General features: G+C 73.3%; 14 protein-coding genes. 6 read left to right on the top strand and 8 right to left on the bottom strand.

Features of this window, described 5'->3' with window-relative positions; all coding sequences use genetic code 11:
* The first annotated feature begins 21 nt into the window (after nucleotides 1–21).
* Together AC4MBH_RS21130 and AC4MBH_RS21125 are read left to right on the top strand one after the other, a co-directional pair.
* Nucleotides 22–948, top strand: coding sequence for a Gmad2 immunoglobulin-like domain-containing protein (locus tag AC4MBH_RS21130; protein ID WP_491797379.1), 927 nt, complete (start codon nucleotides 22–24; stop codon nucleotides 946–948).
* Between the two features lie 20 nt (nucleotides 949–968).
* Entirely contained in the window at nucleotides 969–2,015 is a 1,047-nt protein-coding gene (locus tag AC4MBH_RS21125; RefSeq protein ID WP_491797378.1) for a winged helix DNA-binding domain-containing protein, read from the top strand.
* 21 nt (nucleotides 2,016–2,036) lie between these two features.
* Here AC4MBH_RS21125 and AC4MBH_RS21120 read toward each other — a convergent pair whose 3' ends face one another.
* The 3 genes from AC4MBH_RS21120 to hrcA are packed head-to-tail and all read right to left on the bottom strand — an operon-like array spanning nucleotide 2,037 to nucleotide 4,991.
* Complete coding sequence (locus AC4MBH_RS21120; protein ID WP_491797377.1) at nucleotides 2,037–2,777, bottom strand: 16S rRNA (uracil(1498)-N(3))-methyltransferase; 741 nt, start codon at nucleotides 2,775–2,777, stop codon at nucleotides 2,037–2,039.
* Nucleotides 2,777–3,931 (bottom strand): molecular chaperone DnaJ, encoded by a 1,155-nt coding sequence (dnaJ, locus tag AC4MBH_RS21115; protein WP_491797376.1) that lies wholly within the window; start codon nucleotides 3,929–3,931, stop codon nucleotides 2,777–2,779. The genes AC4MBH_RS21120 and dnaJ overlap by 1 nt, the downstream gene beginning before the upstream one ends.
* 52 nt (nucleotides 3,932–3,983) lie before the next feature.
* Nucleotides 3,984–4,991, bottom strand: coding sequence for a heat-inducible transcriptional repressor HrcA (hrcA, locus tag AC4MBH_RS21110; protein ID WP_491797375.1), 1,008 nt, complete (start codon nucleotides 4,989–4,991; stop codon nucleotides 3,984–3,986).
* A 139-nt stretch (nucleotides 4,992–5,130) separates the two neighbouring features.
* Here hrcA and AC4MBH_RS21105 point away from each other — a divergent pair, with 139 nt between their 5' ends.
* Genes AC4MBH_RS21105 through AC4MBH_RS21090 form a run of 4 tightly spaced genes read left to right on the top strand, consistent with a single transcriptional unit; the run spans nucleotide 5,131 to nucleotide 7,920 of the window.
* Nucleotides 5,131–5,892: a hypothetical protein gene (locus tag AC4MBH_RS21105; RefSeq protein ID WP_491797374.1), complete on the top strand. Its 762-nt coding sequence runs from the start codon at nucleotides 5,131–5,133 to the stop codon at nucleotides 5,890–5,892.
* A 26-nt stretch (nucleotides 5,893–5,918) separates the two neighbouring features.
* On the top strand, nucleotides 5,919–6,779 hold the full coding sequence (locus AC4MBH_RS21100) for an MBL fold metallo-hydrolase (protein WP_491797373.1): 861 nt from the start codon (nucleotides 5,919–5,921) through the stop codon (nucleotides 6,777–6,779).
* Between the two features lie 35 nt (nucleotides 6,780–6,814).
* A complete protein-coding gene (locus tag AC4MBH_RS21095) occupies nucleotides 6,815–7,051 on the top strand; it encodes a hypothetical protein (protein WP_491797372.1) in 237 nt (78 codons plus the stop codon).
* 35 nt (nucleotides 7,052–7,086) lie between these two features.
* The gene (locus AC4MBH_RS21090; protein ID WP_491797371.1) at nucleotides 7,087–7,920 is read left to right on the top strand and encodes a DUF3097 domain-containing protein; all 834 of its coding nucleotides are present in this window, start codon (nucleotides 7,087–7,089) and stop codon (nucleotides 7,918–7,920) included.
* Here the strand turns inward: AC4MBH_RS21090 and hemW are convergent.
* The 5 genes from hemW to lepA all read right to left on the bottom strand — a co-directional run bounded on the left by hemW (nucleotide 7,904) and on the right by lepA (nucleotide 14,545).
* A complete protein-coding gene (gene hemW, locus AC4MBH_RS21085; RefSeq protein ID WP_491797370.1) occupies nucleotides 7,904–9,100 on the bottom strand; it encodes a radical SAM family heme chaperone HemW in 1,197 nt (398 codons plus the stop codon). The genes AC4MBH_RS21090 and hemW overlap by 17 nt on opposite strands.
* Nucleotides 9,101–9,260: 160 nt before the next feature.
* Complete coding sequence (locus tag AC4MBH_RS21080; protein ID WP_491797369.1) at nucleotides 9,261–11,081, bottom strand: AMP-dependent synthetase/ligase; 1,821 nt, start codon at nucleotides 11,079–11,081, stop codon at nucleotides 9,261–9,263.
* Between the two features lie 90 nt (nucleotides 11,082–11,171).
* A complete protein-coding gene (locus AC4MBH_RS21075) occupies nucleotides 11,172–11,741 on the bottom strand; it encodes an MOSC domain-containing protein (RefSeq protein WP_491797368.1) in 570 nt (189 codons plus the stop codon).
* A 24-nt stretch (nucleotides 11,742–11,765) separates the two neighbouring features.
* Nucleotides 11,766–12,653, bottom strand: coding sequence for an aminoglycoside phosphotransferase family protein (locus tag AC4MBH_RS21070; RefSeq protein ID WP_491797367.1), 888 nt, complete (start codon nucleotides 12,651–12,653; stop codon nucleotides 11,766–11,768).
* A gap of 8 nt (nucleotides 12,654–12,661) precedes the next feature.
* Nucleotides 12,662–14,545: a translation elongation factor 4 gene (gene lepA, locus AC4MBH_RS21065; protein WP_491797366.1), complete on the bottom strand. Its 1,884-nt coding sequence runs from the start codon at nucleotides 14,543–14,545 to the stop codon at nucleotides 12,662–12,664.
* Between the last annotated feature and the right edge of the window lie 44 nt (nucleotides 14,546–14,589).

Raw genomic sequence — 14,589 nt, 5'->3', positions numbered from 1 at the left:
CGACCGGGACAGGATGTGCCCATGCGTCACTTCCCCACCCTGACCGCGCTCGCCCTGACCGCCGCGCTCCTCGCCGGCTGCGGCGACGACGACCCCGACCCCGTGTCGTCCGACACCGGCTCCGACCCGGCCCCGAGCGCGACGACGAGCGACGCGACGTCGAGCGGCCCGACCGCGGACCCGACCGAGACCCCCACCGCCGAGCCCACGGAGTCCGAGCCCGCGACGACGGCCGCCCCGGTCTACTTCGTCGGCGAGACCCCGATGGGCAAGCGCCTCTACCGCGAGTTCCACGCGGTCGACCCGGCCAACGCGCTCGAGGAGGCCGCCGCGCTGCTGCTCGCCGGCCGGGCCCTCGACCCCGACTACGGCACCCTGCTGCAGGGCGTGAAGGTCGAGTCGGTCGCGCAGGAGGACGGCGCCATCGTGGTCACCCTGCGTGAGGACTCCCCGCTCAGCGCCGACAAGGGCATGTCGCCCAAGGACGCCCGCCTCGCCGTCCAGTCGCTGGTCCACACGCTCCAGGGCACGGCCCAGACCCGTGACCCGGTGCGGGTCGAGCTCGCCGACGGCCGCCCGGCCGACCTCTACGGCCAGCCGACCGGCGCCGGCGTGAAGGCGGCACCCGAGCTCAAGGTGCTCTCGCTGGTCAACCTGACGACGCCCGAGGAGGGCGCGACGGTCCTCGGCACGCTCGCCGTCGAGGGCGTGGCCAGCTCCTTCGAGGCGACGGTGCCCTTCACGGTGATCGACGAGTCGGGCGCCGCGGTGCTCACCGACTTCGCCACCGCCGAGGGCTGGATGGACAAGCTCTACCCGTTCAGCGCCGAGCTCGACGTCAGCGCCCTCTCGCCCGGCACCTACATCCTGGTCGCCCGGACCGACGACCCGTCGGGCGGCGAGGGCCCCGGCCCCTTCGAGGACACCAAGACCTTCACGGTCGGCTGAGCCCGGGGGAGACTGGGCGAGTGGTGAGGCTGTCGGCGCAGCGGCTCAACCGGACCCTGCTCCGGCGCCAGCACCTGCTCGAGCGCGTCGAGGCGACCGTCGTCGACGAGTGCCGTCACCTCCTCGGCCTGCAGGCGCAGGAGAACCTGCCGCCCTACCTCTCCCTCGCCGCCCGGCTGTCGTCGTTCGACCCCCACGAGGTCACCCGGGGGCTCGACGACCGCACCCTGGTGCGGTTCCTGACGATGCGCGGCACGGTCCACCTGCTCGCCGCCGACGACGTCGGGCTGCGCGCCTGGACGGCATCGGTGCACGAGCGGGAGATCCGCGCCAGCCAGAACGTCGGGCCGGCCCGCGAGGTCGACCGTGACGCCTTCCTGCAAGCGCTCGACGACGTCCTGGCCGGCGGCCCGCTGCCACAGAAGGCGATCGGGCTCGCGCTGGCCGAGCGCTTCCCGTCGTACGCCGCCACCCAGCTCGGCCAGCTGGCCCGCTCGGCGGCGCCGCTGGTGCAGCTGCCGCCACGTGGCACGTGGAAGGGGGCCGGCGGGGTGGTCTACGACCGGGCCGACCGCTGGACCGGACGGCCGCTCGACCCGCCCGACCCGGCCGACGTCGTGCGGCGCTACCTGCGCGCCTTCGGGCCGGCCACCGCCGCCGACGTCACGGCGTGGTCGGCGGTGACCCGGCTCGGCCCCGTCGTCGCCGCCATGGACGACCTCGTGCGGCACGAGGACGCCGACGGCCGTCTGCTCCACGACGTGCCCGACGGCGAGCTCGAGGACGAGGACGCCCCGGCCCCGGTGCGGCTGCTCGGCACCTACGACAACGTCTGGCTCAGCCACGCCCGCCGCGACCGGGTCACCCGGCCGGGCACCCGCGACATCTGGATGGGCGTCAACGGCGGATCGGCGTCGACGCTGTTCGCCGACGGCTGGCTGGTCGGGCTGTGGCGCGCGGAGGACGGCCGGGTCGTCGTCCTGGAGACGCTGCGCGACCTGACCCGCCGCGAGCGCACCGAGCTCGACGACGAGATCACCCGGGTCGAGGCGCTGCTGGCGTCGTGACCGTCAGGACCGTCTGGACCGTCAGGACCAGCGCGGCGTGCGCGACAGGAGCGCTGCGACGGCGGCGACCCCGGCGGTGGAGGTGCGCAGCACCTCCGCCCCCAGCCGGACGGCGTGCGCGCCGGCGGCCGCGAACGCCGCGACCTCCTCGTCGGTGAGCCCGCCCTCGGGGCCGACCACGACCACGACCCGGCCCGTCGCCGGCACCTCCAGCGAGGCCAGCGGCACCGAGGCCTCCTCGTGCAGGACGACGGCCAGGTCGGCCGCCCCGACGAGCGCGACGACGTCGGCGGTGGTGGCCAGCGCGACCACCTCGGGGTGCCACGACCGGCGGGCCTGCTTGGCCGCCTCGCGCGCGGTGGCGCGCCAGCGCGCCCACGACTTCTCCGCCCGCTCGCCCTTCCAGACCGCCACCGAGCGGGCGGCGGCCCACGGGACGACGACGGCGACGCCGACCTCGGTCAGGACCTCGACGGCGAGCTCGCCGCGGTCGCCCTTGGGCAGCGCCTGCACGACGACGACCTCGGGGCTGGGCTCGGGCGCCAGCGACACCTCGGCGACCTCCACCTCGAGCCGTCGCTTGCCGGTGGCGGTCACGACCCCCACCACGGTGCGCCCGGCCCCGTCGGTGAGCGCCAGCCGCTCCCCCGCGCGCAGCCGGCGTACGGCGACCGCGTGGTGGGCCTCGTCGCCCTCGACCACCACGGTGTGGCCGACGGCCGTGCCGTCCAGCGACGCGACGAGGTGGACCGGCAGCGACATCAGTGGCCGAACAGGCGCCCGAAGACCCGCTTCTGCGGCGCCTTGACCTGACCGGTCGGACGCTCCTCGCCGCGGAGCGCCGCCAGCTCGCGCAGCAGCTCCTCCTGGCGCGGGTCGAGCCTGGTCGGCGTCTCGACGACGGTGGTGACGACGAGGTCGCCGCGCCCGCCGCGCAGACCGGGCACGCCGCGACCGCGCAGCACGCGCTCGGCACCCGACTGCGTGCCGGGCTCGACCTCGAGCTCGAACGACGTCTCGACGCCCGACCCGGCGCCCTGCTCGACGTCGGCCTCGAGGGTCGGCAGCGTCAGCGTGGTGCCGAGGGCGGCGGCGCTCATCGGGAGCGTGACCGTGCAGTGCAGGTCGTCGCCGTGGCGGGTGAACGTCTCGTGCGCGGCGACGTGGATCTCGACGTACAGGTCACCGGCGGGTCCGCCGCCGGGACCGACCTCGCCCTGCTCGCTGAGCTGGACCCGGGTGCCGGTGTCGACGCCGGCGGGGATCTTGACGTTCAGGGTGCGGCGCGAGCGGACCCGGCCGTCGCCGGAGCACTCACGGCACGGCTCGGGGATGGTCTCGCCGAACCCGCGGCACGCGGCGCACGGGCGCAGCGTGCGCACCTCGCCGAGGAACGAGCGCTGCACGTGGGCGACCTCGCCCTGGCCGCGGCAGGTCTCGCACGGCACGGGGTGGCTGCCCGGGGCGGCGCCGTTGCCGTGGCAGGTCGTGCAGACGACGGCCGTGTCGACCTTGAGCTCGCGGGAGACGCCGAACGCGGCCTCGGCCAGCTCGATCTCGATCCGGATCAGCGCGTCCTGGCCGCGGCGCACGCGCGAGCGCGGACCGCGTCCTCCGACGCCGCCACCGGCCTGGCCGCCGAAGAAGGCGTCCATGATGTCGGTGAAGGAGAAGCCGGCGCCCTGGCCGAAGCCGGCGCCGCCGAAGGGGTCCCCGCCGCGGTCGAACGTCGCGCGCTTCTGGGGGTCGGACAGCACCTCGTAGGCGGCCGTGACCTCCTTGAAGCGCTCCTGCGTCTCCGGGTCGGGGTTGACGTCGGGGTGCAGCTGGCGCGCGAGCCGGCGGTAGGCCTTCTTGATGGTGTCGGCGTCGGCGTCGCGGTCGACCCCGAGCAGCTCGTACGGGTCCTGGCTCAACGGTGTTCCTTCTGGGTGGTTCGAGGCATGGGGAAGGGGGGCGGGAGGTGGGTCACGTCTCGTCGAGGATCCGGGAGACGTAGCGGGCGACCGCGCGGACCGCGGCCATCGTGCCGGGGTAGTCCATGCGCGTGGGGCCGACGATGCCGAGGGTGGCCAGGGCGTCGTCGTGGGGGCCGTAGCCGGTGGTGACCACGCTGGTCGACGCGAACTCCTCGATGGGGCCCTCCGCGCCGATGCGGACGGTCACGGTGCCGGCCTCGGAGGCCTCGCCGAGCAGGCGCAGCAGCACGACGTGCTCCTCGAGCGCCTCGAGCAGGGGGCGGACGGCGGAGTCGAAGTGGTCGCCGTAGCGCGCCAGGTTGGCGGCACCGCCGACGGCGACCCGGTCGACGGAGCGGTAGTCGCTCATCGCCTCGGCGAGCACCGTGGCCACGGCGGGGGCCGGGGCCGGCTCGTCGTCGAGGCAGCGCAGCGCGACCACCGCGTCGGCGATGACCTCGCCCGTGGCGGCCTGGTTGAGGCGCCGGCGCAGGCGGGCCAGGTCGTCCTCGGGGAGGTCGGCGTCGAGCTCGACCACGCGCTGCTCGACCCGCCCGGTGCTGAGGATCAGCACCAGGAGCAGCCGGTCGGGCGCCAGCGCGACCAGCTCGACGTGGCGCACGGTCGAGCGCGAGAGCGTGGGGTACTGCACGACGGCGACCTGGCGGGTCAGCTGGGAGAGCAGCCGCACGCTGCGGGAGACGACGTCGTCGAGGTCGACCGCGCCGTCGAGGAACCCGGCGATGGCGCGCTTCTCGGCGGCACTGAGGGGCTTGACCGACCCGAGCCGGTCGACGAAGAGGCGGTAGCCCTTGTCGGTGGGGACCCGGCCCGCGCTCGTGTGGGGCTGGGCGAGGTAGCCCTCCTCCTCGAGCGCGGCCATGTCGTTGCGCACCGTGGCCGGCGAGACGTTGAGCCCGTGGCGCTCCACGAGCGCCTTGGACCCCACCGGCTCGTCGGTGGCGACGTAGTCCTGGACGATCGCCCGCAGGACCGCGAGGCGGCGTTCTTCTTGCACGGCGTCCCTCCTCGGCGTCGACGGTGGCTGGCACTCGCCGCCACCGAGTGCCAAGCCTACCCGCACACCGAACCCGCCTGGACGCCGTCCGGCGCAAAGGTTAGGCTTGCCTTACTCGTCCCGACCCGAGGAGCACGTCATGACCAGTGTCGACCAGCACACGTCCACCGGCGACCCGACGCTGCTCGCGGCCGCCGCCCGCTCGGTGCTCGCCTGCCCGGCCGGGGTCTCGCTGGTCGTCGACGGCGTCGACGACGTGCTCGGCGACCTCGGCGACCTCGGCGACGCCGGGACCGAGGGCGCGGCCGAGCTCGGCATGCAGGACATCGGCGGCGTGCCGACCTTCTCCTGCCCCGTCGACACCCGGCTGGTCGAGGCGGCGACGGCCGGACGCCGGGCGCTGCTCACCCTCGAGAGCGGCCTGGGCCCGGCGGCGTCGGCCGACCGCGCCGCGGTGCTCTCCCTCGGCGGCACGCTCGAGCGTCGCGGTCGCGAGGCCTGCGAGTGCTGCACCGAGGTCCGCGAGACGGTGGTGCTCGTCGTCGACGTCGTCGTGCTGGCCGGGCCGCACGCCGGCCCGGCCGAGCAGGCGCGGGTCCCGGTCGAGGACTTCCGCTCCGCCGACCACCTGCTCAACCGCGGCTACCTGCAGCGCTCCGTCGAGCACGCCAACCTCTGCCACCAGGACGAGCTGCGCCGCGCGGTCTCGACCACCACCGGCACCCGGTTGGCCGAGGTCGTCGGCGTCTCGCTCTGCGACCTCTCCCCCGCCGGCGTCGAGGTGCAGTGGGTCGACCTCGACGGGGCCCACCGGCGGCGCCTGGAGTTCCCGCGGACGGCGACCACCACCGCCGAGCTCGGCGACCTGCTCCGCGCCGAGCTGCACGCGGGGCTCTGCTAGCCGGGCCCCTCTGCTAGAACGGCTGCGTGCCGTTCACCGAGATCGCCGACCGGGTCTGGGTCGCGCGCCACGCGTGGTTCGACGTCAACGTGACGGTGGTCCGCGGCGAGCGCGGGCTGCTCGTCGTCGACACGCACGCCTCGGCGCAGGCGGCCCGCGAGGTCGTCGCCGACGTGCGGGCGCTCGGGGCCGGCGAGGTGGTCGAGGTGGTCAACACCCACGAGCACTTCGACCACTGCTTCGGCAACGGCACCGTGCGGGCGGCGTACGGCGACGTTCCGATCCACGCCCACGAGACGGCCGCCGCGGCGATGGCCGAGGCCGGCGAGCGCATCAAGCGGCGGTACGACGACGAGCCCGACGACCCGCACCGCGCGGAGGTGCAGGCCACCGAGCTCGTGGTGGCCGACCACACGTTCTCCTCCGCGCGCGTGGTCGACCTCGGTGACCGCTTCGTCGAGCTGGTCCACCCCGGCCGCGGGCACACCGCCGGCGACCTCGTCGTCCGGGTGCCCGACGCCGACGTCGTGCTGGCCGGCGACCTGGTCGAGGAGTCGGCCGAGCGGGACGCGACGCCGGGGTTCGGACCCGACTGCTGGCCGCTGGAGTGGCCGCTGAGCCTCGACGTGGTGCTGGGCCTGACCACCTCCGCGAGCCTGGTGGTGCCGGGCCACGGCGCGGTCGTCGACCGCGACTTCGTCGAGCAGCAGCGCAACGACATCGGCCTGGTCGCCGAGACCACGCGCGACCTGGCAGGGCGCGGGGTGCCCGTGGCCGAGGCGCTCGCCTCGGCGGAGTGGCCGTTCCCGGTCGAGCACCTCGGCGACGCCGTCCGCCGCATCTACGAGCAGCTGCCCCGCGCCCAGAAGCGCCTGCCCCTGATCTGAGCGGCGTCCACGGCGGTGGGCGTACCCTCGCGGCCATGAGCCAGCCCGACGAGAACGACGCCACGACGACCCCCCAGGCCATCGAGGACGACCAGCTGCCCGACGACCTCAACCCCGAGGAGAACCCGATGGCGGCGGGCCTCGGCCCCAACGAGACCGTCGACGACCTCCTCACCGGAGGCAAGCAGGCGGAGTCCTCGGAGGGGTCGGAGCCGGAGGAGCCGTCCGAGGAGTCGAGTGGGTCACAGGACAAGGGCCACGGCGCGTCCTGACCGCCCGCAGGCCCGGTCGGGCCTAGCGTCGGAACGTGGATCGCTACGGCTCCGACGTCCTGGCCGGCGACTGGCGCGCGCCCAAGCGTGGCCGGGCGACCGAGGCGAGCGCCGACCTCGGCCTGGTGGTCGAGGAGGTCATGACCGACTTCGTCGGTGAGATCGTGGCGGTCGACCGTGACCTGCACACCCTCACGCTGGAGGACCGCCGCTCGCGGCGTCGTACGTTCCCGCTCGGCCCCGGCTTCCTGCTGGAGGGCCGCCCGGTCGTGCTGTCGGCGCCCGTACGCCGCGCCGCACCGGCCAGGCCCACCCGCACGGCGTCGGGCTCGGTCGCCGTGCACGGCGCGGGCGCGCGGGTGGCCCGCGCCAGCCGGATCTTCGTCGAGGGCCGCCACGACGCCGAGCTGGTGGAGAAGGTGTGGGGCGACGACCTACGCCTCGAGGGCGTGGTCGTCGAGCTGCTCGAGGGCGTCGACCACCTGCCCGAGGTGGTCCGCGACTTCCGCGCCGGTCCCCAGCGCCGCGTCGGCGTCCTGGTCGACCACCTGGTGCCGGGCTCCAAGGAGCAGCGGATCGCGGCCCGGGTCGAGGGCGAGCACGTGCTCGTCGTCGGCCACCCGTTCATCGACATCTGGGCGGCGGTCAAGCCGGAGCGGATCGGTCTCGACCGCTGGCCCGACGTGCCCCGCGAGATCGAGTGGAAGAAGGGCGTCTGCGCCTCGCTCGGCTGGCCGCACGACACCCAGGCCGACATCGCGCGTGCCTGGAAGCAGATCCTGTCGCGCGTCGACTCCTACGCCGACTGCGACCCGGCCCTCCTCGGCCGCGTCGAGGAGCTCATCGACTTCGTCACAGCAGGCGCCTGACCACCCCGTCGGCGAGCAGCCGGCCGGTGCGCGTGAGCACGAGCCGGTCGCCGTCCAGGGTCGCCAGGCCGTCGGCCACGACGCCCGCGACCTCGCGGCGGCCGTCGCCGTCGAGCACGTCGAGCGGGAGCCCGTCGCGCAGCCGCACCTCGAGCAGCACCCGCTCGACACGGCGGGTCTCGTCGTCGAGCACCTCGCGGGCGTGGACCGGCGAGCGGCCGGCGGCGAGCCGGTCGGCGTACGCCGCCGGGTGCTTGACGTTCCACCACCGGGTGCCCCCCACGTGGGAGTGCGCGCCGGGGCCGACGCCCCACCAGTCGCCGCCACGCCAGTAGGCGAGGTTGTGCCGGCAGGGCTCGCCCCAGTTGGACACCTCGTACCACCCGAGACCGGCGGCGGTCAGCCGCTCGTCGGCGACGACGTACTTGTCCGCGAGGTCGTCGTCGTCGGGCACCGGGACGACGCCGCGGCGCACCTGCCGGGCCAGGGCGGTGCCGTCCTCGACGATCAGCGCGTACGCCGAGACGTGGTCGGGCCGGCAGGCCAGCGCGGTGTCGAGCGAGGTCTCCCAGTCGGCGAGCGACTCGCCGGGCGTGCCGTAGATGAGGTCGAGGCTGACCTGCTCGAACCCGGCCGCGCGGGCGGCCTCGACGACGTACGGCACGCGATCGGGGTCGTGGGTGCGGTCGAGGACCTGCAGCACGTGCGGCACCGCGGACTGCATGCCGAACGAGATCCGGGTGAACCCGGCCTCGCGCAGCGCCTCGAGGTCGGCCGGGGTCACCGAGTCGGGGTTGGACTCCGTGGTGACCTCGGCGCCCGGCGCGAGACCGAGCTGGTCGTCGATCGCGGCGAGCACGGAGGCGAGGTCGGCGGGCGGGAGCAGCGTCGGGGTGCCGCCGCCGAGGAAGACCGTCTGGACCGGAAGGTCGACGTCGCCGAGGGTGCGGCGGGCGAGCCGCACCTCCTCGACCGCCTGCGCGGCGTACGTCGACCGGCTCGCCCCGGGGCCGAGCTCGGCGACGGTGTAGGTGTTGAAGTCGCAGTAGCCGCACCGCACGCTGCAGTAGGGCACGTGCACGTAGACGGAGAAGCCGCGCTCCCCCAGCCCCGCCAGCGCCGTGGTGGGGAGGCTGCCGTCGTCGGGCGCCGGCTCACCGGCCGGCAGGGCTGACGGCATCCGGCCAGTCTCCCACCGCACCGGTCAGCGAGCGACGGCGGTCGAGGAGGTCGGTCACGACCGTCTCCAGACCCGGTGAGGCGCACGCGAACGGCGAGCTCCGTCCCTGCGGGGGTCTCGAGACAGGCGCTAGCGCGCCTTCCTCGACCACCGCTGGGCCTCAGCCGTAGAAGCTCTCGATGAGCTCCTTGTTGTTGGCGGCGACGACGTTGCGCTTGACCTTCATCGACGGCGTCAGCTCGCCGGACTCGATCGTGAGGTCCTCGGTGAGGATCTCCCACTTCTTGATGGTCTCCCACCGGTTGAGCCGGGCGTTGAGCTGCTCGACGTAGCCGGCGACCATCGTGCGGACCGGCTCGGAGGCGACGACCTCGGCGTAGGGCTTGCCGTCCATGCCGTTCTCGGTGGCCCACCCGGCCATCGCGTCGGGGTCGAGGGTGACGAGCGCGACCACGAAGTTGCGCTCGTCGCCGAAGACCATGAACTGGCTGGCGTAGGGGCAGAGGGCCTTGAACTTGGCCTCGATCGCCGGCGGGGCGACGTACTTGCCGCCCGAGGTCTTGAAGAGGTCCTTGATCCGGCCGGTGATGGTGAGGAAGCCGTCGGCGTCGAGGGAACCCTTGTCGCCGGTGTGCAGCCAGCCGTCCTCGTCGAGCGCCTTGGCGGTCTCCTCGGGGTTGTTGTGGTAGCCGGCCATGATGTGCGGCCCGCGGAGCAGCACCTCGTCGCCGTCGCCGATCCGGACCTCGCTGCCCGGGAAGGCCTGGCCGACGGTGCCCATCTTGTAGGCGTCGGGGTGGTTGACCGTCGCGCCGGCGGCGTTCTCGGTCATCCCGTAGCCCTCGAGGATGAGGATGCCGGCGGCGTGGAACCACTGCCCGATCTCGGCGTTGAGCGCGGCCGAGCCGGAGATGAAGAACCGGACCCGGCCGCCGAAGCGGGCCCGGACCTTGCTGAAGACGAGCCGGTCGAACAGCGCGTGCTGGGCCTTGAGCGGCAGCGGCACGGACTTGCCGGCCAGCTTCAGCTCGTCGACCTTGGTGCCGACGGCGAAGGCCTGCTTGAACAGCTTCTCCTTCACCCCGCCCTCCGAGGCGGTCATGGTGACGATGCGGGCGTGGGCCTTCTCGAAGATGCGCGGCGCGGCGCCCATGAAGGTCGGCTTCACCACGCCGAGGTTCTCCACGATCTTGTCGACGCGGCCGTCGATGGCGGTCGCGAAGCCGCAGGCGAGCTGGGTGGAGAGCAGCACCTTGCCGAAGGAGTGCGCCATCGGCAGCCACAGGAACTGCAGGTCGGACTCGTCGAGGATGCCCTGCGCCTTGATGGCCGCACCCTCGTAGACCCACGCCCGGTGCAGGGTGCGCACGCCCTTGGGCCGGCCGGTGGTGCCGGAGGTGTAGATCAGGGTGGAGAGCTGGTCGGCCGGGATCGAGGCCGCGGTCTCCGCGATCACGCCCGGGTGCTCGGCCAGGTAGGCGTCGCCGAGCTCGCCGAGCGCGTCCAGGGTGAGCACCCGGTCGCCGTCGGCCTGGCCGTCGAAGGTGATGATCCTGACCAGCTCGCCGAGCTGGTCCTGCTGCTCGGTCAGCTTGGCGAGCTGCTCGTCGTCCTCGGCGAAGACGAAGCGGCTGGAGGAGTCGCTGAGGATGTACGCCGTGTCGTCGGCGTTGGTGCTCGGGTAGACCGTGGTGGTGGCGCCGCCGGCGCACATGATCGCCAGGTCGGCGATGATCCACTCGTAGCGGGTGCCGGAGGCGATGCCGACGCGCTGCTCGCGCTCGAGGCCCAGCGACAGCAGCCCGGCCGCGAGCCGGGAGACCTGGTCGCCGGCCTGCTTCCAGGTCACCGACTCCCACGACTCGCCGCGGGGGAACCGGAACGCCTCCGCGTCCGGGGTCGCCTGCACCCGGTCGAGGAACTGCACCGCGACGTTCTGCGCGAGGTGGTCGACGAACGAGGCGTCGTGGTTGACGGGCATGGAGTCCTCCGGGTGAACGGCCGAGACCAACGAGGTTGCTGGTGAGTAACCTAGATCACGGCTCGCGACGACCGACAGTGGATCGGTGGATCAGCCCGGTCGCCGGAACACCTCGGCGAACCAGGACGACACGGTCCGCCCCGTCCCCGGCCGGTGCACCACCTCGACCGGGTCCCCTGCCTGGAGCACCCCGGGGACGACGACGCGCAGGTAGGCGCCGGGGCGCTGGTCCTCGGCGAAGCGGCGCAGCCACGCGCGGTCGTCGTAGCCGTTGCGCCCCAGCCACGCCTTGAAGGTCTGGCAGGGGGTGCGGAACATGGAGACCTCGACGACGACCTCGGCCCCGATCCGCCACCGCTCGCCGATCTCGGCGCCGTTGACGTCGAGGCCCTCGGTGGTGAGGTTCTCCCCGAACATCCCGTCGGGCACCGGCAGGCCGAACGCCTCGGCCCAGCGGTCGAGGTCCTCGCGGGCGAAGGCGTAGACGGCCTTGTGGACGCCGCCGTGGTGGTGGGTGTTGGAGACCTGGTCGCCGGCCAGGCCCAGGGGCCCGACCTCGACGGGGCCGATGACCTCGACCTTGTCGATCGAGGTGCGACCGATGGTCGTCCACGTCACCGGCCGGGGGCCGCCGACGTGCACCGACCGCACCCAGGACATGACCCCATCCTGCCAAGGGGGCCGCTAGTCCTGGACCGCCTTGGCGAGGGTGAGGCACCGGGTGATCCACCCGTCGTCGGGCTCCCGCTCGTCGAGCTCCCACAGCACGTTGTGCAGCATCCGCACGACGACCCAGTCGCGGGCCCGGTCCTCGTCGAGCCCGGCGGCGTCGACGAGGGTGTGGAAGCGCCGACGCACCCCGCCGCGTACGTCGCCGGCCAGCTCGTCCCAGCGGTTCCACAGCATCGGGGCCGGCTCGTAGTGCCGGTCGCCGCTCATCGGCTGCGGGTCGATCGCGAGCCACGGGTCCCGGTCACCGGCGAGCACGTTCTCGTAGTGCAGGTCGCCGTGCACCAGGGTGCCGTCGGTCGCCGGGTCGGCCACGAACGCGTGACCCAGCGAGACCGCCTGCTCGACGAGCCGGCGTGGCACCGGGGCGCTGCGCGGGAGGCCGGCCAGGCCCTCGGTCCAGCGGGCGACGTACGACGAGAGGGTCGTGAGCTGCGGCGGGGCCGGCACGTGGAGCCGGGCGTACAGGCCGCCGACGATCTCGCACGCCTCGAGGTCCCACAGGTCGAGGAGGTCGGTGGGGTGCAGCCGCTCGAGCAGCATCGCCGTGCGTCCCGGGTCGGCGCGCAGCAGGCGGGCGGCGCCGTCGCCGTGCCAGTGCTGCAGCGCCAGGTGCTCGAACCGCACCTCCTCGAAGGGGAAGGAGATCTTGAGCACGGCCGGGACGTCGTCGGCGGTGCGCACGGGGAGCACGACCGCGGTGTGGCCGTGGCGCTGCTCGCCGCCGACGGTGAGGCGCCACTCCTCGAGCACGTCGGCGGCCAGGCGGGGCAGGCGGCGCAGCCACGGCTGCCACCGCGGGTCGGGCTCGTGCCGGGCCGACCACGCGTCGGGGACGCGCACCGGGACGGCTACTTCTTGCCCTTCTCCGACGCCGACCCGGCGCCGTCGTTGGAGAGGGCGGCGACGAACGCCTCCTGGGGGACCTCGACGCGGCCGACCATCTTCATCCGCTTCTTGCCCTCCTTCTGCTTCTCCAGCAGCTTGCGCTTGCGGGTGATGTCGCCGCCGTAGCACTTGGCCAGGACGTCCTTGCGGATCGCGCGGATGTTCTCGCGGGCGATCACCCGGGCGCCGATGGCGGCCTGGATCGGCACCTCGAACTGCTGGCGCGGGATGAGGTCCTTGAGCTTGCCGGCCATCATCACGCCGTAGGCGTAGGCGGCGTCCTTGTGCACGATCGCGCTGAACGCGTCGACCGGCTCGCCCTGCAGCAGGATGTCGACCTTGACCAGGTCGGCCGCCTGCTCGCCCGAGCGCTCGTAGTCGAGGGAGGCGTAGCCCTTGGTGCGCGACTTCAGCTGGTCGAAGAAGTCGAAGACGATCTCGCCCATCGGCAGCGTGTAGCGCATCTCGACGCGGTCCTCGGAGAGGTAGTCCATGCCGCCGAGCTGGCCGCGCTTGGCCTGGCAGAGCTCCATGATCGTGCCGATGTAGTCGCTGGGGCTGAGGATCGTGGCCTTAACGACCGGCTCGCGCACCTCGGCGATCTTCATCTCCGGGAACTCGCTGGGGTTGGTCACCTCGATCTCGGTGCCGTCCTCGAGCTCGACCTCGTAGACCACGTTGGGCGCGGTGGAGATCAGGTCGAGGTCGAACTCGCGCTCGAGCCGCTCGCGGGTGATCTCCATGTGCAGCAGGCCGAGGAAGCCGACGCGGAACCCGAAGCCGAGGGCGCCGGAGGTCTCGGGCTCGTAGACCAGGGCGGCGTCGTTGAGCTGCAGCTTCTCCAGCGCCTCGCGCAGGTCGCCGTACTGGTCGCCGTCGATCGGGTAGAGCCCGGCGTAGACCATCGGGTTGGGGTGCTTGTAGCCGCCCAGGGCCTCGGTGGCGCCGTGGTGCTGGGTGGTGACGGTGTCGCCGACGCGGGACTGGCGGACGTCCTTGACGCCGGTGATCAGGTAGCCGACCTCGCCGACGCCCAGGTCACCGGACTTGACCGGCTCGGGGCTGATCACGCCGACCTCGAGCATCTCGTGCACGACGCCGTTGGACATCATCTTGATCCGGTCGCGGTGCGAGAGCTTGCCGTCGATCACCCGCACGTAGGTGACCACGCCGCGGTAGGTGTCGTAGACGGAGTCGAAGATCAGGGCCCGGGCCGGCTTGTCGGCGTCGCCGACCGGCGGCGGGGTCTCGGCCACGATGTGGTTGAGCAGCGACTCGACGCCCATGCCGGTCTTGGCGCTGACCCGCAGCACGTCGTCGGGGTCGCAGCCGACCAGCCCCGCGATCTCGGCGGCGTACTTGTCGGGGTTGGCGCTCGGCAGGTCGATCTTGTTGAGCACCGGGATGATGTGGAGGTCGGCGCCCATCGCGAGGTAGAGGTTGGCCAGCGTCTGGGCCTCGATGCCCTGCGCGGCGTCGACCAGGAGGACGGCGGCCTCGCACGCCTCGAGCGAGCGCGACACCTCGTAGGTGAAGTCGACGTGGCCGGGGGTGTCGATCATGTTGAGCACGTAGGTGCCGGGCTCGGCGCTCTCGTCGTTGCCGGCCGGCACGGTCCACGGCATCCGGACGGCCTGGCTCTTGATGGTGATGCCGCGCTCGCGCTCGATGTCCATGCGGTCCAGGTACTGCGCCCGGGCGGCGCGCGCGTCGACGACCCCCGTCAGCTGGAGCATCCGGTCGGCCAGCGTCGACTTGCCGTGGTCGATGTGGGCGATGATGCAGAAGTTGCGGATGATCGCGGGGTCGGTCTGACCCGGCTTCGGCGCGGAGGCAGTCGGGGGCATGGTGCCGTCCATTCTTCCAGGCTCCGGCGGGTCGACATATTCGA

It is taken from the genome of Nocardioides sp. WJ219, assembly GCF_058559815.1.
The sequence above is the reverse complement of the archived record's forward strand: the minus strand, read 5'-3'. Positions and strand labels throughout refer to the sequence as shown.